Origin of the sequence: Microbispora sp. H10836 (assembly GCF_012999525.1) — a bacterium.
Classification (GTDB): Bacteria; Actinomycetota; Actinomycetes; order Streptosporangiales; family Streptosporangiaceae; genus Microbispora.
This window is the reverse complement of sequence record NZ_JABBWU010000010.1, coordinates 92,065-111,539: the sequence shown is the minus strand read 5'-3', so window position 1 is coordinate 111,539 and position 19,475 is coordinate 92,065. Positions and strand designations below refer to the sequence as shown.

Sequence of the window (19,475 nt, the reverse complement as noted above, 5' to 3'; positions counted from 1 at the left end):
GGGCGTAGCGGGGGTATCGGACTTATCGGGGGTCACAGCGTGGACAGCGCCGAGGAGGGCCCGATCGAGGAGGGCGCCGTGGATCCGCAGGCGTCACTCGGCGGCCCGAACGGGGGAGGCGGCGAGGACGGCCGCGCGCCGGCGCCTCGCCGGCGAAGACGGCTGCCGCGCGTCCTGCTCGTGAGTCTGGCCACCGGAATCGCCGGGTTCGTCGTGTTCCTCGCCGTGGTGTGGGCACTGACCCCCATCCCGGACAGCACCCAGGAACTGGCGACGGCCCAGGGCTCGGTGATCTACTACCGGGACGGCAAGACCGTCCTCGCCACCGAGGGCGTCAACCGCAAGAACGTGCCGCTCACGCAGGTCCCGCAGGTCGTCAGAAGCGCGGTGATCGCGGCGGAGAACCGGACGTTCTATCAGGACCAGGGCGTCTCCCTGCCAGGTACGGCCCGCGCGGTGTGGTCGACGATCACCGGCCGCCAGCTCCAGGGCGGCTCGACCATCACCCAGCAGATGGTCCGCAACTACTACAGCGGCCTCGGTCAGGAACGATCCATCGCGCGCAAGCTCAAAGAGGTCATGATCGCGCTGAAGGTGGATCGTTCCAAGCCGAAGGACTGGGTGCTGGAGCGCTACCTCAACACCATCTACTTCGGCCGGGGCGCGTACGGCGTCCAGGCCGCCGCGCGGGCCTACTTCGACAAGGACGTGCAGAACCTGACGGCGGCCGAAGGCGCCTACCTCGCCGCCGTGATCCAGCAGCCCACCCGTTTCGCCAACCCGGCCGGGGCCGCGCTCGACGCGGTTAAGGCCAGGTGGGCGTCGGTGGTCCGCGGCATGCGCGAGATCGGCGCGATCAGCCGCGATGAGGCCGGCGCGCTGGTGTTCCCCACGCTTGCCAAGCAGCGCGCGCCGCTGTCCCTCGGCGGCCAGAACGGCTACATGCTGGCGCAGGTGCGCGCCGAGCTGAACCGGCTCGGCTTCACCGACGAGGACATCAACCACGGCGGGCTGAAGGTCACCACGACGTTCGACAAGAAGCTGATGGCACAGGCCCAGCAGGCGGTCAAGTCGGTCCTGCCGGACGACACCCCCAAGAAGGTCCGCACCGGCCTGGCGGCCGTCGATCCCGCGACGGGCGAGGTCGTCGCCTTCTACGGCGGACGTTACGAGACCAACCAGTACGACAACGCCTTCTCCGCCAAGGTCCAGGCCGGCTCGACCTTCAAGCCCTACACGCTGGCCGCCGCGCTCGAAGCCGGGTACGGGCTCGACACGCTGGTCTACGGCAACTCGCCCATCCGCGTCGGCTCCACCGACATCCCCAACTCCGGCGGCAAGTCGTACGGCTCGGCGATCACGCTGCTCGAGGCGACGCAGTACTCGGTCAACACCGCCTTCGTGGACCTGGGCCAGCGGATCGGCGTCGACAAGGTCGTCGCGGCGGCGCGGGCCGCCGGGATCCCCGCGGCGCAACTCGCCCCGCACCAGGGCGCCGCCACGCTGCCACTCGGCGTGGCGTCGGTGAGCGCCGTGCAGCAGGCCTCCGGGTTCGCCACGTTCGCCGCCGGGGGCATCCACCACGAGCCGCACGTGATCCGGGCGGTCACCGACGGCACCGGACTCACCCGCAGGTTCGCCCCAGCCGGCACCCGCGCCTTCAGCGAGAACACCGCCGCCGACACGACGTACGCGCTGGAGCAGGTGGTGCGCAGCGGCACCGGCAGCGCCGCGGGCCTGTGGGACCGCCCGGTGGCGGGCAAGACCGGCACCACCGACGAGTCCGCCGCGGTCTGGTTCTCCGGCTACGTCCCCCAGCTGGCCGTCGCGGTCGACATGTTCCGCGACGACAACAAGCCGGTGACCGTTCCCGGCTACGGCGAGCTGTACGGCGGCACGCTGCCCGCCGAGATCTGGAAGACCTTCATGAGCACCGCCATGGAGGGCAAGCCGGTCCGGGAGTTCCCCGACCCGGTCACGTGGAACCCCTACAACTGGGACACCTACGGCATGGCCATGCCCCAGCCGAGCGGCGTTCCCACCGCCTACCCGTCCGGTCCCTACCCGTCGGGTCCGCCCGGTGCCGACGGGCCGTATGGGCCCCCCTACGGACCGTACGGCCCGGGTGGAGCGGCGGTGCCGGACCAGGGCGTGCCCGGCGCGACCACGGACGCGGAGGAGGAGCAGCAGGGCACGACCGGTCAGGACCCCGACACCGGCCCGAGAGGCGGCGCGAACGGAGCCGACGGCGTGCCAGGCCCGGCCGGCGCGGCCCGTGCCCGCGACACGGGTCCCGCGGACGCCGCCCCCGGGACGGGGAACGGTAGATCCGACGCGGGCGCCACGGGCACGGGCGCCAGAAGGGCCCCGGGCGCCGTCACGGGGCCCGATGCCAGGCGGACCGGCCAGACCCAGACCGGCCAGGACGGTCATGGTGACCAGACCGGCCCGCTCGCGCAGATCCCCGGGCCCCAGCTCCCGGTCGCGCAGGTTCCCGCCCGCTGACGGCTTCAGCCGGGCACTCCAGCGGCGGGCGACCGTGACCCTTCGGCGAGGACGGGGAAGTCGCCGCGGAAGGTCCGCGGCCACGCCTGAGGGCGCCCGCCGCTTCTACCGGACCAGTTCGGCCCGCAGCTCGGCGGGGGTGGTGACCGGCGCGTGGCAGGTGAACCGACGGCACACGTAGGCCGCGGGTGAGCCGTCGACCATGCCCCGGCCCTCCAGCAGCGGCACGTCCACGGGCACGGCGCCGGACTCCCCGGTGCCCAGCGCGACGACCAGGCCAGGCGTGCCGGACATGAGGGCCGCCCGGTGCAGCGCGCGCGTGCGGGCGTCGTCGGCCGGGCCGATGATCGCCACCTCGGCGGGGCCGCGCAGCGCCGCCTCCGCCACCGCGAGACCCCATCCGGCGAACCGGGCGTGCCGCTTCGCGAGCGCGGAGACCGTGCCCAGCGCCGCCTCGGCCGCCTCCCGGTGCCGGGCCGAGCCGGTGAGCGCGGCGTACGACAGCAGCGCGCCCGCCGCCGCGAACTGGCCCGACGGCGTCGCGTTGTCGGTCGGGTCCTGGGGCCGCTGGAACAACCGCTCGCCGTCGTCGGGGGCGTCGTAGAACCCCCCGGAACCGTCGGGGAACCGCGTCAGCACGGTCTCCAGCAGGTCTCCGGCGCGGTGGAACCACCGGCTCTCGCCGGTGACGCCGTAAAGGGCGAGGAAGCCCTCGGCCGTGTTGGCGTAGTCCTCCAGCATGCCGGTGTTGGCCCCCGCCCGGCCGTCCCGGGAGGTGCGCAGCAGCCGTGCCGGGTCGCGGCTCACCGTGTGCAGGCCGTCGAGCAGCACGGCCGTCTCACGCGCGGCGTCGACCAGGTCGGGCCGGTCGAAGAGCGCGCCCGCCTCGGCCAGGGCGGCGATCGCCAGTCCGTTCCAGGAGGCCACGACCTTGTCGTCCCGCCCGGGCCGCGGCCGGCGCTCCCGCGCGGCGCGCAGGGCCGTACGGACCCGGTCGAACCGGGCCGGGTCGTCGGGGTCGGCGAGAAGCTGGAGCACCGACGTGCCGTGCTCGAACGTGCCGGTCACCTCGAACACCGAGGCCGCCCAGGCTCCGTCGTCCTCTCCGAGGATCTCGCGGAGCTGCTCGGGGGTCCAGACGTAGAACAAGCCCTCGCCGTGGGTGCCGTCCGGTCCCTCGCTGTCGGCGTCGAGGGCGGAGGCGAACCCGCCCTCCGGCGTGCGCATCTCCCGCAGCAGCCATTCGGCGGTCTCCAGGACCACCCGCCTGGCCAGGACCGATCCGGTCGCACGCCACCAGTGGGCGTAGACCCGCAGCAGCAGCGCGTTGTCGTAGAGCATCTTCTCGAAGTGCGGCACGACCCAGCCCGCGTCGACGGAGTAGCGGGCGAAGCCCCCGCCCAGCTGGTCGTAAATGCCGCCCCTGGCCATCGCCTCCATGGTCGCCTCCGCCATGGCGACGGCGTCCCGGGCGCCGTGCCGCAGCAGGAACTCCAGGACCATGGACGGCGGGAACTTGGGCGCGCCGCCGAATCCGCCCCGCCGCTCGTCGAAGCCGTCCGCGAGGTCGCGTACGGCGAGGCCGAGGGTCTCGGCGGTGGGCACCGGGCCCGACGGAGCCCCGGTCTGCCCGGCGAGCGCCTCCACCACCTTCTCCCCCTGGGCCAGGACGCCCTCCCGGTCCTGCCGCCAGGCCTGCGAGACGGCGTGCAGCAGCCGCTGGAAGTGCGGACGGGGGAAGTAGGTGCCGGCGTAGAACGGGTGCCCGTCAGGGGTGGCGAAGACCGTCATCGGCCAGCCGCCCTGGCCGGTCATCGCCTGGACCGCGCCCATGTAGACGGCGTCCACGTCGGGCCGCTCCTCGCGGTCCACCTTGACGTTGACGAACATCTCGTTCATCAGCTTCGCGGTGGCCTCGTCCTCGAACGACTCGTGCGCCATGACGTGACACCAGTGGCAGGCCGAATACCCGACGCTGATCAGCAGGGGGACGTCGCGCCCGCGGGCCTCCGCGAAGGCCGCCTCGCCCCAGGGGAGCCAGTCCACCGGGTTGTCCGCGTGTTGCAGGAGGTAGGGAGAGGTCTCGCCACCCAGCCGGTTCATAGGGCCAGCCTCTCACACCGTCGGAAAAGGACGATCCGGGTGCGGATTGGCTCCGGGGCCGCTCGCCGTGATGCGGGATGGTCTGTTTTCCCGGGTGGAGCTGTTTGTCATGTCGGGAGAACGCGCGGAAGACCGCGGGGATGTGTTCCGGCGCGTCCCGGCGTAGGCTCACAGGACGTGGGCTTGAATCTGGACTTCGCTGTCAGGCACTCGGGACGCCCCGCGGCCGTCATGACGCGGCGCGACGTCGCGCGGGTGCTGCTGGCCGTTCCGTCCGGACAGGCCCTGGTCGCCCTTCCCGACCTGCGGCGGCAGCTGCTCGCGGCGGGCAATCCGCTGTCGCCCGTGTTCTGGGATTCGGCCAAGGCCGTGCTGACGAGCATCGAGTCCGGCGTCGCGACGGTCGGCGACGTGCAGCGCTGGCTGGAGTCCAGCGGCACCGAGCCGATCATGCTCACCCGCAGCTACTTCCTGTGGCCCGAGGAGAGCGAGCGCGGCCCGGTGGCCACGGAGATGTACGAGCGGCTGGTCGAGTTCCTGGAGGAGAGGCTGGCGGCCGGAGAGATCGACGCGGACGCGCTGGCCGCCGGCGACTCCGCCGCCCGGCACGCCTACGAGGAGCTCCAGGAGCACTGGCTCGGCACCCCGCTGCCGGACGGCCGGGTGCCGGGCGTCGTGGTCAACGACGAGCAGGACCGGGAGCTGTACGCCGCCTGGGACGAGGAGGAGGCGTTCGCGCTCAGCGAGCTGCGGCGGGTGCTCGACGACCTGCCGGAGCCGCCCTTCCCCGAGGCCGACCTCCGCTCGGCCGCCCGGCGGCTGCGCGTGACGCTGACCCGGCCCGGCTACCCGGGCAACGTGCTGCGCGCCTGCGCCGGCCTGGAGGACGGCGACCTGCCCGAAGGGGACGAGGACCTGTGGCTCACCGTCGCGGCCGGAATCGCCGCGCCCATCTCGGACCTGCCGGACGAGGAGGACGCCGCCCGGTTCTTCGACATGGAGGGCGAGCTCAGCCACGAGGACTCCATACTGGCCTCGCTGTGCGCCATCCACCACGCCGACTGGCTCGCGTCGGTGATCACCCTGGTCCGGTACGGCCCGGGGGTGCTCGCCTCGCCCGAGCGGATCGCCAGGTTCATCGCCGACTCCGAGGACGTCGACGTGGACCCGGACGAGCCGGAGGACCTTGAGGCGACGGAGATGCTGTTCACGGCGGTGACGCCGCTGTGGGCGCACCTCGGGATCGTGGACCGGTCCGAGGTGCTGACCCCGCTGGGCTGGTGGGGCCTGCCCAAGGCGCTGGAACGCGCCTGGTCCTCAGGCCCCGCGCTGCCCGACTGACGGTCCCCCCGTACCCGGCCGGCGTTTCCGCCTACCCGACCTGCGGTCCCGCGTACCCGACTGACGGTCCCGGGCCGCCCGGCCGACCGGCGGGCCGGCGGGCCGGGCGCCGTCCCGGCCTATTCCGGCGTGTCGACGAGGCCGCGGTAGTCGTTGTCCACCAGGCCGCGGTATTCCGGGTGCTTCTCGATGTACCAGGCCACGAACGAGCACAGCGGCACGACCCGCAGGCCGGCCGCCCGTGCTCCGTCCAAGGCCGCGCCGACCAGCCTGCCGCCCAGCCCGCGGCCCGCGAACTCGTCGCGCACCTCGGTGTGCGTGAAGACCATCGAGCCGCCCCGCAGCCGGTACTGCGCGAACCCGGCGAGCGTGTCGTCGAGCAGGATCTCGTAGCGCGACGCGGCGGCGTTGTGGGCCACCCGCGCGTCCGTGCTCACGCCTCGGGCTCGTTCCCGCGACGTTCGTCCTCGCGGCCGTCGTGCGGCACCTGGATCTTCCGCATCTGCTTGTTCATGTTCTTCAGAAGGAGGAACAGGGCCACGCCGATCGCGGCGACGACGAGGAAACCCAGGAGACCCGGCCCGTAGCTGCTTGCATCCACGCCCCCAGCTTACGAGCAGGCAGGGGTGACCTCGGCGTGGATCCCCGCGAACAGGTCGTCCTCCGGCAGTGCGGTGTCCACGAGCGACCGCGCGAGGTGGTAGTCCTCGGTCGGCCAGATCTCCTGCTGGAGCTCACGGGGGCAGACGAACCAGAACCCGTCGGGGTCCACCTGGGTGGCGTGCGCGAGCAGGGCGAGGTCGCGGATCTCGAAGTAGTCCGCGCACGGGACCTTGGTGGTGACCTCCCACTTCTGCGGCCGGTCCTCCCACCGCGCGATCCAGTCGGCGTACGGCGAGCCCATGTCGCGCTCGGTCATCGCGTTGTGCAGCGCCTCGAACCGCTCCCGCGTGAAGCCCATGTGGTAGTAGAGCTTCAGCGGCTGCCACGGCTCGCCCGTGCCCGGGTAGCGGTCGGGGTCGCCCGCCGCCTCGAACGCCTCGATCGACACCCGGTTGGTCATGATGTGGTCGGGGTGCGGGTAGCCGCCGTTGTCGTCGTACGTGAGGATCACGTGCGGCCGGAACTCCCGGACGGCGGCGACGAGCGGCGCGGAGGCCGCTTCGAGCGGCTGCAGCGCGAAGCACCCCTCGGGCAGCGGCTCGTTCTCGTCCTCCGGCAGCCCGGAGTCGACGAAGCCGAGGAAACGCTGCTGCACGCCGAGGATCTCGCGCGCCTTCTCCATCTCCTGGCGGCGCACCTCGCCCATGTTCTCGAGGATGTCGGGCCGGTCCATCTTGGGGTTGAGGATCGAGCCGCGTTCACCGCCCGTACACGTGACGACGAGGACCTCCACGCCCTCCGCGACGTAGCGGGCCATCGTGGCGGCGCCCTTGCTCGACTCGTCGTCTGGGTGCGCGTGCACGGCCATCAGTCTCAACGGTGCACTCACGGCTCTCCTCATGGTGTCCTCTGGCTACGGAAAGAGGTTAGCTTCTAAGTGACCGTGCGTTCCGGACCCGGCTGGCCCGCGTCACGCCACGGTCGACTTGTGGGGACGATCGTCTCGCACAACACCGACAATCCTCAGGGAGATTCCGCGATGCCCACCGATGAGGCCGGCGGCCAGGGGACACGCCCGGTGCTCGGCACCCCGGACGATTTCCCGCCCCGCCCCGCACGGCCGGCCAGGCTGGTGCCGTACGTCGTGATGGCGCTGATCGTGGCGGTGATCGCGGGCGGATGGGGCTACGTCATGCTGCGCGCCAACGGGAATCCTTCCGTGAGCGCGGACGTCATCACCTTCGACGCCAGTGCTCCGGATTCCGCCGTGATCACCTTCACCGTGCACAAGCCGGCCGACCGGGCGGCGACGTGCCGGATCCAGGCGCTCGACACCAAGCACCTGGAGGTCGGCAGCCGTGAGGTCGACATTCCCAAGGGCCGGTCGGACCTCGAGTTCACCGAGCGGCTGAGGACGAGCGCGCAGGCCACAGCGGTACATGTCGACTACTGCGATCTCGTATAGTGGAATCTTTGGGGAAGCGTTCGAAGGCGTTATCTTGACAGCCTTTCGAGTCACTTACGGAAACAAGGAGAGCCCGTGGCCGTCTCCCAGAACGACAACGTCACCTGGCTGACGCAAGAGGCGTACGACCGCCTCAAGGAGGAGTACGAGTACCTTTCGGGCCCGGGTCGCACGGATATCGCCAAGAAGATCGAAGCCGCCCGCGAAGAGGGTGACCTCAGGGAGAACGGCGGCTACCACGCCGCCAAGGACGAGCAGGGCAAGATGGAGGCCCGCATCTTCCACCTCCGGCAGATCCTGGACAGCGCCAGGGTCGGCGAGGCTCCCCGCGCCGAGGGCGTCGTGGGTCCCGGCATGACCGTGACGGTCCGCTTCGACGGCGACGACGAGGAGGTCACCTTCCTGCTGGCCTCCCGCGAGGAGAGCGGCGCGCCGATCGACGTCTACTCGCCGAACTCTCCCCTCGGGTCCGCGATCAACGGCAAGAAGATCGGGGAGAAGGCGACGTACACGCTGCCGAACGGCAGGCAGAACACCGTCGAGATCCTCGAGGCCGTTCCGTACATCGGCAACTAGTCCGCTTCCGCCCCGGCCGGGAATTCCGCATTCGTTTGCGGTATTCCCGGCCGTGCGGCAGTCTCGTCCTGGACCGGACCATTCGCCGCGGGAGGGGTGAGATCGTGCTCGAACGCCGAGCGCGCCCATCCACCCGGTTAGGCAGGAAGCTCACGAGAGCCGTGTCCGAGGCTCGCCAGGACCTCGCCTACCGCCCCCGGCTGCCCCGCCCGGGGCGCCTGCGCAGGACGGTTCCCCTCATCGCCGTCTCGCTCGTCACCGTGCTGACGGCCGACGTGCTCGTCCTCGGCGAACTCTCGTCCGGCTCCCCGGATTCGGGCGTGGTCGCGTCCCTGTCCGACCGGCGCGCCGGCAACCGCTACGTGGCGGCGGCACGGCAGGCCCGCGACGGGGTGTCCCCGACGCCGGGGCGGCAGGCTCCGGCCGCCCAGACGGTGATGCGGCAGCCGGTGGCCCCGCTGGGGCGGCTGGTCCGCCCGCACCTGTTCGTGGTGGCCAACCGGCCGCTGCCGCCCGAGGTCGTGGAGAAGGTGCGCCGGGTCAAGGGCGTGACGGCGGCCGAGGTGACCGGCGCGGCCGATGTGTCCGTGGACGGCAAGCGGGTGCCGACGATGGGCGTCGACCCGTCGACCTTCCGCTCGTACACGCCGAAGGTGACGGCATCCTCCGACGAGCTGTGGCGCAACATCGCCGCCGGCGACATGGCGGTCTCCTTCGAGCTCGGCAACGACGGCGGCGTGCAGCTCGGCTCGCAGGTCCAAAGCGGCGGCAGGCGCCTGCGCATCGGCGCGTACGCCACGGTGGGCATGGGCTCGATCGCGGCGATCGTCTCGAAGGGGACGGCGGCGGCGCTCGGCATCCCGGACGGCAACGCCCTGGTGGTGAGCGCGCCGAAGGTCGACTCCCGCAAGCTCCGCCTCAGGCTGCTGAAGATCCTGCCCAAGGGCAGCCAGGTCGCCACGATCAACCCGGTGGTGGTGACGCCCAAGGGCCGGACCGTGTGGCCGCAGACGGCGTTCATGTCGGCGGAGCAGCTCAAGGTCGCGCTCACGGCGGCGGTGGGCAAGCTCGGCCGGCCGTACGTGTGGGGCGCCGAGGGGCCCGACAGCTTCGACTGTTCGGGGCTCGTGCAGTGGGCGTACGCGCAGGCGGGCGTGCGCATGCCCCGCGTGACGTACCAGCAGTGGGTCACCGGGCCGCAGGTGCCGCTGTCGCAGGCGCAGCCGGGCGACCTGCTGTTCTGGCGCAACGATCCGACCAACCCCGGATACATCTCGCACGTCGCCATCTACTGGGGCAACGGGAAGATGCTGCACGCCCCGCACACCGGCGACGTCGTGAAGATCGCCGACGTCTACACCAAGAACCTCGCCGGGGTCGTCAGGGTCAGCCCGCAGATCTCCGCCCGTGTCCGCTGACCCCGGCCTCGGGAAAGCCGGTCAGATCGGCAGCCCGGCCTCCAGGTAGCCGAGGGCCTCGTCGAGCAGCACGGGCAGCGGTGTCCTGCCGTCCTGTTCCACCCAGGTGAACAGCGCAGGGAGCATGACTCCCATGACCGCGCCGACGAGCGTCCGTACGGCGGGGCTGCGGGGGTCGCGGCCCGCCCGCTCGGCCACCGCGCCCGCGAGCATGTCGATCGTGGCGAACAGCCCTTCCACCGTGCGGGCCCGCAGGGCGGGCACGGAGGTGGACAGCTTGGTCCGGGCGAGCACCTGGTCGAGATCCTCGGCCCCTATCGACTCGAACGCCGTGCGGAAGGCGGCGCGCAGGGCGGTCAGCGGGGGCAGGTCCGCCGGCTGTGCCTTGATCGCCTCCATCAGGATCGGGTCGTAGTCGTCCTGGGTGACCACGTCCTCCTTCGTGGGGAAGTAGCGGAAGAACGTGCTGGGGGAGACCTCCGCCGCCTCCGCGATCTGCTCCACCGTCGTCGCGTCGTACCCCTGCTCGGCGAACAGCCGCAGGGCCTGCTCCTGGATGGTCCTGCGGGTCTTGGCCTTCTTGCGCTCGCGCAGGCTCGTGACAGCGCGGTCGGAGGGGGGCGAGGTCCGGTCAGCGCGCTGGGGTGAGCTCATGTCCCGATTCTGCCGTCTTTCCGCCCCCGGCCGTACTCCCTGGTAGGAAGACGGCCACCAGTGCGGCGGCCAGCACCGACGTGGTCCCGCACACCAGCAGGACCAGGTCCATGCCGCTCACGAACGCCTCCCTGGCGGCGCTCAGCAGCGCGGCGTCCCCCGCGCGCGCGGCCAGGACCGCCGCGGCCGTGATCGAGTCGGCCGCCGCCTCCGGGACTCCGTCCGGCAGGTCCGAGGCGTACGCCGCCGAGAGCAGGCTGCCGAGACCGGCCACGCCCAGCGCGCCGCCGACCTGGCGCACGGTCTGCAGGGTCGCCGAGCCGGAGCCCGACCGATCCTCGGGCAGCGTGGCGAGCACGCCGTCCATGGCGGGGACCATGGCGAGGCCGACGCCCGTGCCGAGGACGGCCAGCCAGGCCGCGACGTAGCCGTACGCCGAGGACGCCCCGCCCGACACCGTGGTCCCGGCGCCCAGGAAGAACCCGGCGGCGAGCACGACCAGGCCCGCCGGCATCACCACGCGCAGCCCGAGGCGCGTCGTGAGCCGCTCTCCGGCCAGGCCGCCGGCCATCAGCCCGGCCACCATGGGGATCACCCGTACGCCGGTGCCGAGAGCGTCGTGCCCGAGCACGGCCTGCAGGTGCTGGGGGACGACGAACAGCACGCCCGACATGCCGAGGCTCACGAACGTCGCGCCGGCCGCGCCCCACACGAAGACCCGGCTGCGGAACAGGCCGAGGTCCATCATCGGCTGCCGGGTGCGGGCCTCGACGCGGACGAACACCGCCAGCAGCGCCGCCCCGGCGCCGAGACCGCCCAGCACGGCGGGGTGGCCCCAGCCGCGCGCCGGAGCCTCGATGACGCCGTACACCAGCGCGGCCAAGCCCGTCACCGACAGCAGCGCGCCGGGCACGTCGGTCCGCGGCGCGGCGGGGTCACGCGACTCGGGGAGGAACACGGCCACCGCCACCGCCGCGACGACGATCATGGGGATGTTCACGAGGAAGACCGAGCCCCACCAGAAGTGGTCGAGCAGGTAGCCGCCCACGACGGGGCCGAGGGGCAGGCCGAGCGCCATGGCGGCCGTCCACACGGCGATCGCGCGCCCACGCTCGGCCGGAGGGAAGACCACCGGCAGGATCGAGGTCGACAGCGGCATGATCACCGCGCCGCCCGCGCCCATCAGCGCGCGGGCCGCGATCAGGGCGCCGATGCCGCCCGCGTACGTCGCGAGCACCGACGCGATCCCGAAGGCCGCGAGCCCGGCCAATAGCAGGCGCCTGCGGCCGAAGCGGTCGCCGAGCGCGCCCGCAGGGAGCATGAGCGCGGCGAACGGAATCAGGTACGCGTCGACGATCCACTGCAGGTCGCCGGTCGAGGCGTGCAGGTCGGCCGCGAGCGTAGGCAGCGCCACGTTGAGCACCGTCGCGTCCATGCCGATGACGAGGGCGCTCAGCACGAGGGCGCCGAGCGCCCACCAGCGGGAAGTGGGAGAATCCATAATTTGAAAGTAACTCTCAAAAAGTAGCTACTGTCAACCTCGGCTTCCGCTGTGGATAGCGATGTAATGTTGATTACATGAATGCAGACGAACAGCTGAGCGCCTGGTTCGCGGGCCGGTTGCCCGAGAACTGGTTCACCGGGACCCCCGAGGTCGTCGTCGACCGCGAGGAGATCAGCGTGCTGGGCACGCTCCCGCCGCTGTCGGTGGTCGAAGGGCTCCCCGGCCCGGAGCGCGCGGCGGCCGTCGAGGGATATGTCGAACGCTTCCGCGAGGAGACCCGCGAGCGCAGGATCGACATCGCGAGGGAGGCCGAGCACCGCTTCCGCCGCAAGGTCTCCTGGGGCGTCGTCGTGGGCGATGAGACGGTGATGTTCACCACTCTCAGCGTCCCGGTCATGACCCGGCTGCGGCAGCCCGAACGGCAGGTCCTCGACACACTGGTCGCCGCGGGTGTCGCGCGCAGCCGCAGCGACGCCCTGGCCTGGTGCGTCCGGCTCGTCGGCAAACACACCGACAGTTGGCTCGCTGACCTGCGCGATGCCCTCCAGCACGTGGACCGGATCAGGGCGGAAGGGCCCGGCGGATTGGACTGAACCAATTCGCCCAGTGGTCTGGACCAATTGAATTGGCCTATACCAATGTGTAACGCCGGCGAGGCGGGTAAGGGGGAGAAGGACGTTTTTTCCAACAGGGCCGGAGTGGGTAAGGTCCCACGACATCACGACCACTGCCTGCGGCGACGCTGTTGGAGGTCGTGAAGCCGAGAATGGCGCCGATTTAACGGAGTGGAAACACGGTGGTCTACTCCAATTGGATTCGGAGGCCATTCATCGCTCATGATGCTCTGGCCCTGAGAGATTAAGGAGCCGCCCCCGTGTCCATTTCAGTAGAGGTACCGACGCCCACCACGCACAGCGATCTGGCGGCCTGGGTGAGCCAGATCGCGGAGCTGACCCAGCCGGACCGGATCGAATGGTGCGACGGCTCCGAGGCCGAGTGGACGCGCCTGACCAACCTGCTGGTGGAGCAGGGCACCTTCAAGCGGCTGGTCAAGCGTCCCAACAGCTTCTACGCCGCCTCGGACCCGAGCGACGTCGCCCGGGTGGAGGACCGGACGTTCATCTGCTCCGAGCGGGAGGAGGACGCCGGCCCCACCAACAACTGGATCGCGCCCGACGAGATGCGCCGGACGTTCGCCACGCTGTACAAGGGCTGCATGCGGGGCCGGACGATGTACGTCGTGCCGTTCTGCATGGGCCCCCTGGGCGGGAACATCTCCCAGCTCGGCGTCGAGATCACCGACTCGCCGTACGTGGCCGTGTCGATGCGGATCATGACCAGGATGGGCGAGGAGGCGCTGCGCCTCATCGAGGAGCGCGGCGACTTCGTCAAGGCCGTCCACTCGGTGGGCGCCCCGCTGGAGCCCGGCCAGGCCGACGTGCCGTGGCCGTGCAACACGACCAAGTACATCAGCCACTTCCCGGAGACCCGTGAGATCTGGTCGTACGGCTCGGGCTACGGCGGCAACGCGCTGCTGGGCAAGAAGTGCTACGCGCTGCGCATCGCCAGCGTGATGGCCCGCGACGAGGGCTGGCTGGCCGAGCACATGCTGATCCTCAAGCTCACGCCGCCGCAGGGCGAGGCGCGGTACGTCGCGGCGGCCTTCCCGTCGGCGTGCGGCAAGACGAACCTCGCCATGCTCCAGCCCACGATCCCGGGCTGGAAGGTCGAGACGATCGGCGACGACATCGCCTGGATGCGCTTCGGCCCCAACGGCAGGCTCTACGCGATCAACCCGGAGGCCGGCTTCTTCGGCGTCGCGCCCGGGACCGGCCAGTCCACGAACGCCAACGCGATCGAGACGCTGTGGGGCAACAGCATCTTCACCAACGTCGCGCTGACCGACGACGGCGACGTCTGGTGGGAGGGCCTCACCGACGAGCCGCCGGCGCACCTCGTCGACTGGAAGGGCCGCGACTGGACGCCGGACTCCCCGGAGCCCGCCGCCCACCCGAACGCCCGGTTCACCACTCCGGCCGAGCAGTGCCCGACGATCGCCCGCGAGTGGCAGGACCCGGCCGGGGTGCCGATCTCGGCCATCCTGTTCGGCGGCCGCCGGGCGACCGCCGTGCCGCTGGTGACCGAGTCGCTGAGCTGGCAGCACGGCGTCTTCCTGGGCGCCAACGTGGCCTCGGAGAAGACGGCCGCCGCCGAGGGCAAGGTCGGCGAGCTGCGCCGCGACCCGTTCGCGATGCTGCCGTTCTGCGGCTACAACATGGGCGACTACTTCGCGCACTGGGTCGAGGTCGGCACGATGACCGACCCGGAGAAGCTGCCGAAGATCTACTACGTGAACTGGTTCCGCAAGGACGCGAACGGCCGTTTCCTGTGGCCGGGCTTCGGCGAGAACAGCCGGGTGCTCAAGTGGATCGTCGACCGGCTGAACGGCGTGGCCGACGCCGTGCCCACGCCGATCGGCAACCTGCCGGCCTCGCTCGACACCGAGGGTCTCGACCTCGCGCCCGAGGACATGGAGCTTCTGCTCAGCGTCGATCCCGAGGTGTGGCGCGAGGAGGCCGCGCTGATCCCGTCCCACTTCGAGACCTTCGGCGACCACATGCCGAAGGAGCTGTGGGACGAATACCGCGCCCTGGTCCAGCGGCTCGGCTGAGTCCTCGACCACGGCCCGCGCGCCGTCGTCCCGGCACGGAACTCTCCCCGTGGGAGGTTCGTCTAGCGGATAGACGGGGCGCGGGCCGTCCGGCCCGGTAACTGGTGCTCGTCGTCGCCGCGGCGATTCTCGCGGCACTCATCGTCACGACCGCTCTCGCCGTCGGCCGGGAGCGGCGCGAAGCAAGGCTCGCGTCCGGAGCGCGGCCCGGGTCCGGCCTCGACGCCTACGAACTGGCCTATCTCGCGGGCGGGCCGCCTCAGGTGGTCAACACGGCGCTCGCCTCGCTGGCCGTCGGTGAGCAGGTGCGGGTCGCGCGCGGCGGCAGGGTCACCGCCGTCGCCGGCGCCCCCGCCACCTCCGCCGATCCCGTCGAGCAGGCCGTCCTCGACCTGGCCACGCGGGCCGGCGGGGCGAGCGCGGCCGAGGTCAGGCGCCGCGCGGGCGACGGCTCCGCGATGGCGGCGCTGAAGGAAAGCCTGCTCGCGCAGGGCTACCTGCTGCCCGAGGGCTCTCTGGAGGGCGCGCGCCGCCTCAACGCACGCCTGCGCGCACTCGCGGTGCTCGCCCTCGCCGCCGCCTCCGTCACGCTCGTGCTGATCCTCTTCATCGGGACCGGCGCCGCCACCGCGGCCGACTGGGTCACGGCCGGGATCGCCGCGGTCTCCGGCGGCTGCGCACTGATCGCCTCCCTCACGTACGCCGCGTCCCTGCGGAACCCGCTGAGCCCGGCGGGCGAGGAGGCGCTGCGGCAGGCGCGCGAAAGGCATCCGAGGGGCGTCTTCGCGCACGGAACCGCCGGGGCGCTCGGCGTGGGCGGCGCGGCGGGTCTCGCCGCGGTGACGCCCATCGCCCTGTACGGCCTGGGCCAGCTCGGCGACCCGCACCTCGCGGCCCAGATCGCGACCGACGAGGTCCTCATGCGCCGTCCCGTCGACGGTTGGCCCTCGGGCGGTGACGGCGGCGGGTTCGTGGGCTGCGCGTCGAGCGGATGCGGCTCCGGCGGCTCGCATTCCTGCGGAGGGGGCTGCGGCGGCGGCTGTGGAGGCGGTTGCGGCGGTGGCTGAGCGCCGGTTCGGGAGGTGGCTGCCGTCCGGCAGGCCTGCCGGGGGGCACAAGAGGCACGCCGCCGGTGTCGGCCAGAGTGCCGGTCGAAGTGCCGGTCTCGGCGTCGGCATCGGCTGGCGGCCGGAGATCGACCTCACGGTGGAGCGGCTGCCCGGCGTCGGGTTCGTCGAAGTGATCGCCGAGAACGTCGATCCGGCCCGGCCGCCCGAGTCCCTGACCGTGCTGCGCGCCGCCGGGGTGCCCGTCGTGCCCCACGGCGTGGGCCTGGGTGTCGGCGGGGCGCACCGTCCCGATCCAGCCCGGCTGGCGCGCCTCGCGGCGTGTGCCGAGGCGTTGGACGCGCCTCTCGTGAGCGAGCACGTGGCCTTCGTGCGGGCCGGGGGCGTGGAGGCCGGCCACCTGCTGCCGGTCCCGCGCACCCGGGAGGCCCTGTCGGTGATCGTGGAGAACGTGCGGGAGGCGCAGGACGCGCTTCCCGTGCCGCTCGCGCTCGAGAACGTGGCGGCCCTGTTCGGCTGGCCGGACGACGAACTGACCGAGGCGCGGTTTCTCGGCGAACTGGTCGAGCGTACGGGCGTGCGGCTGCTGGTCGACGTGGCCAACCTCTACACGAACCAGGTCAATCTCGGTCTGGACGCGCGGCGGGCGCTCGACGCGCTGCCGCTGGAGGCCGTCGCGTACGTGCACGTGGCGGGCGGGCACGCCCACGACGGCCTCTGGCACGACACGCGCGCGGGCCGCGCTGGCCGCCGCCCAGGCGGAGCTGGTGGCGGCCCTGGTCGCGGGCGGACGCGTGCCGGACGGCTTCGATCCCGGCAGGCTGGCCGTCCAGGCCCGCGGGCTGCTGGCCAAGCGGTGCGGCTCGGTCGCCCGCGCCGCCCCTGACCTCGCCGAGGCACTCGGCGCCGAGTTCGCCGGTCTGTTCGCCGCGTACGCCGCCGGAAACGTGAAGCCCGAGGGCGGGCCGAGGGCGGACGCGCGGGACTTCACCGCCTGGCTGCGGGCCCGCGGACGCCTCAGGACACGCGACGCGGGTTACTCCGGCCGTGCCCTGGAAAGCCTCTGAGGAGAGGGCAGGGCATGCCTGTTCGCCCGCGATAATTGGTGATCGAGCCCCACCGGTCGCGAGGAAGAGGGTTGCATGAGCGAGCGCAGCGAGCGAATCGATAAACACAGCGCGTTTCGCGAAGTGCTGACCTGCGCGCCTCCGGCACGACCGAACTCCGAGCCGACAGGCGAGGAGGTGGCATGAGCGTGCGCGATCTCGTGTACAAGCTGTACGAGCGCAGGCTCGAACGGAAGCTGTCCTCCGACCAGATTCCCCGCCATGTCGGCGTCATCGTGGACGGCAACCGCCGGTGGGCGCGGGCCATGGGGTTGCGGGACGTCAGCCGGGGCCATCAGAAGGGCGCCGACAAGATCTCCGAGCTGGTCGCGTGGTGCCGCGAGGCCGGCGTCGAGTACGTGACGCTGTGGCTGCTCTCCACCGACAACCTCACCAGGGACAAGGCCGAGCTGGAGCCGCTGCTCCAGGTGATCGAGAACCTCGTGCAGGATCTCGTGGACCAGGGATGGCACCTCAACCCCATGGGTTCGCTCGACCTTCTGCCCGATCACACGGCTCGTGTCCTCAAACACGCAAAAGAAACCACATCGCATCGTCCAGGCCTGATTGTGAACGTTGCCGTTGGGTATGGAGGAAGGCGTGAGATCGCTGATGCGGTGCGCTCCCTCCTCCAGGAGCATGCCAGCAAGGGCGCGAGCATCGAGGACCTCGTCGAGGTCCTCGACGTCGAGCACATCGCGGAGCATCTCTACACGCGCGGCCTGCCCGACCCGGATCTCGTCATCCGGACTTCGGGAGAGCAGCGACTCTCCGGATTCCTGCTCTGGCAGAGCGCCCACTCCGAGTTCTACTTCTGCGAGGCCTACTGGCCCGACTTCCGCAGAGTCGACTTCCTGCGGGCGCTCCGCTCGTACGCCGCACGGCACCGTCGGTACGGCTCCTGAGACGGTACGTGACCAGCATCTTCCAAACGGCGCAGACCTATTGGGCCGGGGAGATTCGTTACGTACCGTGGTAGCTGAGCGGCCGTCGAGGAGATCGGCGGCCACCACCTCGGGAGAGGGCCCGTCCTTGCGCGACCACCATGCGAGGAGGGCCGGAGCCCCGGTCTGCCCTCGCAGGTCACGGGCCCGGTCCGTTCACCACCAGTCAAGGCAGGGCGCACACCTCAGGCGCCCGGGGGAGAACGCGTGGCAGTGTCCTCGAGCAACCCGTCCACATCCCGCACCTACGTTCTGGACACGTCCGTCCTGCTCGCCGACCCGGCGGCGATGAGCCGCTTCGCCGAGCACGAGGTCGTCGTTCCGATCGTCGTCATCACGGAACTGGAGGCCAAGCGCCACCACCCCGAGCTGGGCTACTTCGCCAGGGAGGCGCTGCGCTTCCTCGATGACCTCAGAGTGCGGTACGGACGGCTGGATGAGCCCATGCCGATCGGCGACGGGACCATCCGGGTCGAGCTGAACCATAGTGATCCGTCCTGCCTCCCGGCGGGCTTCCGCCTGGGGGACAACGACACCCGCATCCTCACCGTCGCCCAGAACCTGGCGGTGGAGGGCAAGGACGTGGTGCTGGTGTCGAAGGACCTGCCGATGCGGGTCAAGGCCGCGTCCATCGGCCTCAGCGCGGAGGAGTACCGCGCCGGCATGGTGGTCGAGTCCGGCTGGACCGGTATGGCGGAGCTCCAGGTCACCACGGAGGAGATGGACGCCCTCTTCGAGTCCGGCACGGCCGACATCGACGAGGCGCGCGACCTGCCGTGTCACACCGGCCTGCGGCTGCTGTCGAGCCGCGGCTCGGCGCTCGGCCGCGTCCTGCCGGACAAGTCGGTACGGCTGGTCCGGGGCGACCGGGAGGTCTTCGGGCTGCACGGCCGGTCCGCCGAGCAGCGCATCGCGCTCGACCTGCTCATGGACCCCGACGTCGGCATCGTCTCGATGGGCGGCCGGGCGGGCACCGGCAAGTCCGCGCTGGCGCTGTGCGCGGGCCTGGAGGCGGTGCTGGAGCGCCGCCAGCACCGCAAGATCATCGTGTTCCGCCCCCTGTACGCCGTGGGCGGCCAGGAGCTGGGCTACCTGCCCGGCACGGAGAACGACAAGATGGGCCCGTGGGCCCAGGCGGTCTACGACACGCTGGGCGCGGTGACGTCTCCCGAGGTCATCGAGGAGGTCATCGACCGCGGCATGCTGGAGGTCCTCCCGCTGACCCACATCCGCGGCCGTTCCCTCCACGACGCGTTCGTGATCGTGGACGAGGCGCAGTCGCTGGAGCGCGGCGTGCTGCTGACGGTCCTGTCCCGCATCGGGGCGAACTCGCGGGTCGTGCTCACCCACGACATCGCCCAGCGGGACAACCTGCGGGTGGGCCGGCACGACGGCGTCGTCGCGGTGGTGGAGAAGCTCAAGGGCCACCCGCTGTTCGCCCACATCACGCTGACCAGGTCCGAGCGGTCGCCGATCGCCGCCCTGGTGACCGAGATGCTGGAGGACATCACGCTCTAG

The 19,475-nt window shown here is 71.5% G+C and carries 18 protein-coding genes; 12 read left to right on the top strand and 6 right to left on the bottom strand.

Translation table 11 applies throughout. The features are described 5' to 3' along the window. Window positions 1-39 precede the first annotated feature (39 nt). Window positions 40-2,505, top strand: a complete 2,466-nt coding sequence (locus HHX30_RS19595) for a transglycosylase domain-containing protein (protein ID WP_311922615.1) — start codon at window positions 40-42, stop codon at window positions 2,503-2,505. Between the two features lie 105 nt (window positions 2,506-2,610). Here HHX30_RS19595 and HHX30_RS19590 read toward each other — a convergent pair whose 3' ends face one another. Next, entirely contained in the window at window positions 2,611-4,608 is a 1,998-nt protein-coding gene (locus tag HHX30_RS19590; RefSeq protein ID WP_169983423.1) for a thioredoxin domain-containing protein, read from the bottom strand. Between the two features lie 177 nt (window positions 4,609-4,785). On the opposite strand from HHX30_RS19590, the gene HHX30_RS19585 reads away from it, so the two are divergent. After that, a complete protein-coding gene (locus HHX30_RS19585; protein WP_310742149.1) occupies window positions 4,786-5,949 on the top strand; it encodes a hypothetical protein in 1,164 nt (387 codons plus the stop codon). A 119-nt stretch (window positions 5,950-6,068) separates the two neighbouring features. Here the strand turns inward: HHX30_RS19585 and HHX30_RS40725 are convergent, their stop codons facing one another. From HHX30_RS40725 to mca, 3 genes are read right to left on the bottom strand one after another with little or no spacing between them, the layout of a single operon-like run. Beyond that, the gene (locus HHX30_RS40725; RefSeq protein WP_311922614.1) at window positions 6,069-6,386 is read right to left on the bottom strand and encodes a GNAT family N-acetyltransferase; all 318 of its coding nucleotides are present in this window, start codon (window positions 6,384-6,386) and stop codon (window positions 6,069-6,071) included. Beyond that, on the bottom strand, window positions 6,383-6,550 hold the full coding sequence (locus HHX30_RS40720) for a hypothetical protein (RefSeq protein ID WP_211592228.1): 168 nt from the start codon (window positions 6,548-6,550) through the stop codon (window positions 6,383-6,385). The genes HHX30_RS40725 and HHX30_RS40720 overlap by 4 nt, the downstream gene beginning before the upstream one ends. A 9-nt stretch (window positions 6,551-6,559) precedes the next feature. Further along, the gene (gene mca, locus HHX30_RS19575; protein WP_169983422.1) at window positions 6,560-7,441 is read right to left on the bottom strand and encodes a mycothiol conjugate amidase Mca; all 882 of its coding nucleotides are present in this window, start codon (window positions 7,439-7,441) and stop codon (window positions 6,560-6,562) included. A 150-nt stretch (window positions 7,442-7,591) separates the two neighbouring features. Here mca and HHX30_RS19570 point away from each other — a divergent pair, with 150 nt between their 5' ends. The 3 genes from HHX30_RS19570 to HHX30_RS19560 all read left to right on the top strand — a co-directional run bounded on the left by HHX30_RS19570 (window position 7,592) and on the right by HHX30_RS19560 (window position 10,011). Next, window positions 7,592-8,017: a DUF4307 domain-containing protein gene (locus HHX30_RS19570; RefSeq protein WP_169983421.1), complete on the top strand. Its 426-nt coding sequence runs from the start codon at window positions 7,592-7,594 to the stop codon at window positions 8,015-8,017. 75 nt (window positions 8,018-8,092) lie between these two features. After that, on the top strand, window positions 8,093-8,593 hold the full coding sequence (greA, locus tag HHX30_RS19565; protein WP_169983420.1) for a transcription elongation factor GreA: 501 nt from the start codon (window positions 8,093-8,095) through the stop codon (window positions 8,591-8,593). 161 nt (window positions 8,594-8,754) lie between these two features. After that, complete coding sequence (locus HHX30_RS19560; protein ID WP_311922613.1) at window positions 8,755-10,011, top strand: C40 family peptidase; 1,257 nt, start codon at window positions 8,755-8,757, stop codon at window positions 10,009-10,011. A gap of 21 nt (window positions 10,012-10,032) precedes the next feature. Here the strand turns inward: HHX30_RS19560 and HHX30_RS19555 are convergent, their stop codons facing one another. After that, a complete protein-coding gene (locus HHX30_RS19555; protein WP_169983419.1) occupies window positions 10,033-10,665 on the bottom strand; it encodes a TetR family transcriptional regulator in 633 nt (210 codons plus the stop codon). Next, window positions 10,643-12,166, bottom strand: a complete 1,524-nt coding sequence (locus tag HHX30_RS19550) for an MFS transporter (RefSeq protein ID WP_169983418.1) — start codon at window positions 12,164-12,166, stop codon at window positions 10,643-10,645. The genes HHX30_RS19555 and HHX30_RS19550 overlap by 23 nt, the downstream gene beginning before the upstream one ends. A 77-nt stretch (window positions 12,167-12,243) precedes the next feature. Between HHX30_RS19550 and HHX30_RS19545 the strand changes: the two genes are divergently transcribed. From HHX30_RS19545 to HHX30_RS19520, 7 genes are all read left to right on the top strand, one after another. Continuing rightward, window positions 12,244-12,762, top strand: coding sequence for a hypothetical protein (locus HHX30_RS19545; RefSeq protein WP_169983417.1), 519 nt, complete (start codon window positions 12,244-12,246; stop codon window positions 12,760-12,762). A 281-nt stretch (window positions 12,763-13,043) separates the two neighbouring features. Beyond that, entirely contained in the window at window positions 13,044-14,840 is a 1,797-nt protein-coding gene (locus HHX30_RS19540) for a phosphoenolpyruvate carboxykinase (GTP) (RefSeq protein ID WP_169983416.1), read from the top strand. A 104-nt stretch (window positions 14,841-14,944) separates the two neighbouring features. Beyond that, window positions 14,945-15,907, top strand: coding sequence for a TIGR04222 domain-containing membrane protein (locus HHX30_RS19535; protein ID WP_169983415.1), 963 nt, complete (start codon window positions 14,945-14,947; stop codon window positions 15,905-15,907). Continuing rightward, a complete protein-coding gene (locus HHX30_RS19530) occupies window positions 15,900-16,793 on the top strand; it encodes a DUF692 domain-containing protein (RefSeq protein WP_311922612.1) in 894 nt (297 codons plus the stop codon). The genes HHX30_RS19535 and HHX30_RS19530 overlap by 8 nt, the downstream gene beginning before the upstream one ends. Further along, window positions 16,702-16,974, top strand: coding sequence for a hypothetical protein (locus HHX30_RS40715; RefSeq protein WP_211592227.1), 273 nt, complete (start codon window positions 16,702-16,704; stop codon window positions 16,972-16,974). The genes HHX30_RS19530 and HHX30_RS40715 overlap by 92 nt, the downstream gene beginning before the upstream one ends. Before the next feature lie 182 nt (window positions 16,975-17,156). Next, window positions 17,157-17,918, top strand: a complete 762-nt coding sequence (locus HHX30_RS19525) for an isoprenyl transferase (RefSeq protein ID WP_169983414.1) — start codon at window positions 17,157-17,159, stop codon at window positions 17,916-17,918. Between the two features lie 246 nt (window positions 17,919-18,164). Beyond that, window positions 18,165-19,475 (top strand): PhoH family protein, encoded by a 1,311-nt coding sequence (locus tag HHX30_RS19520; RefSeq protein ID WP_169983413.1) that lies wholly within the window; start codon window positions 18,165-18,167, stop codon window positions 19,473-19,475.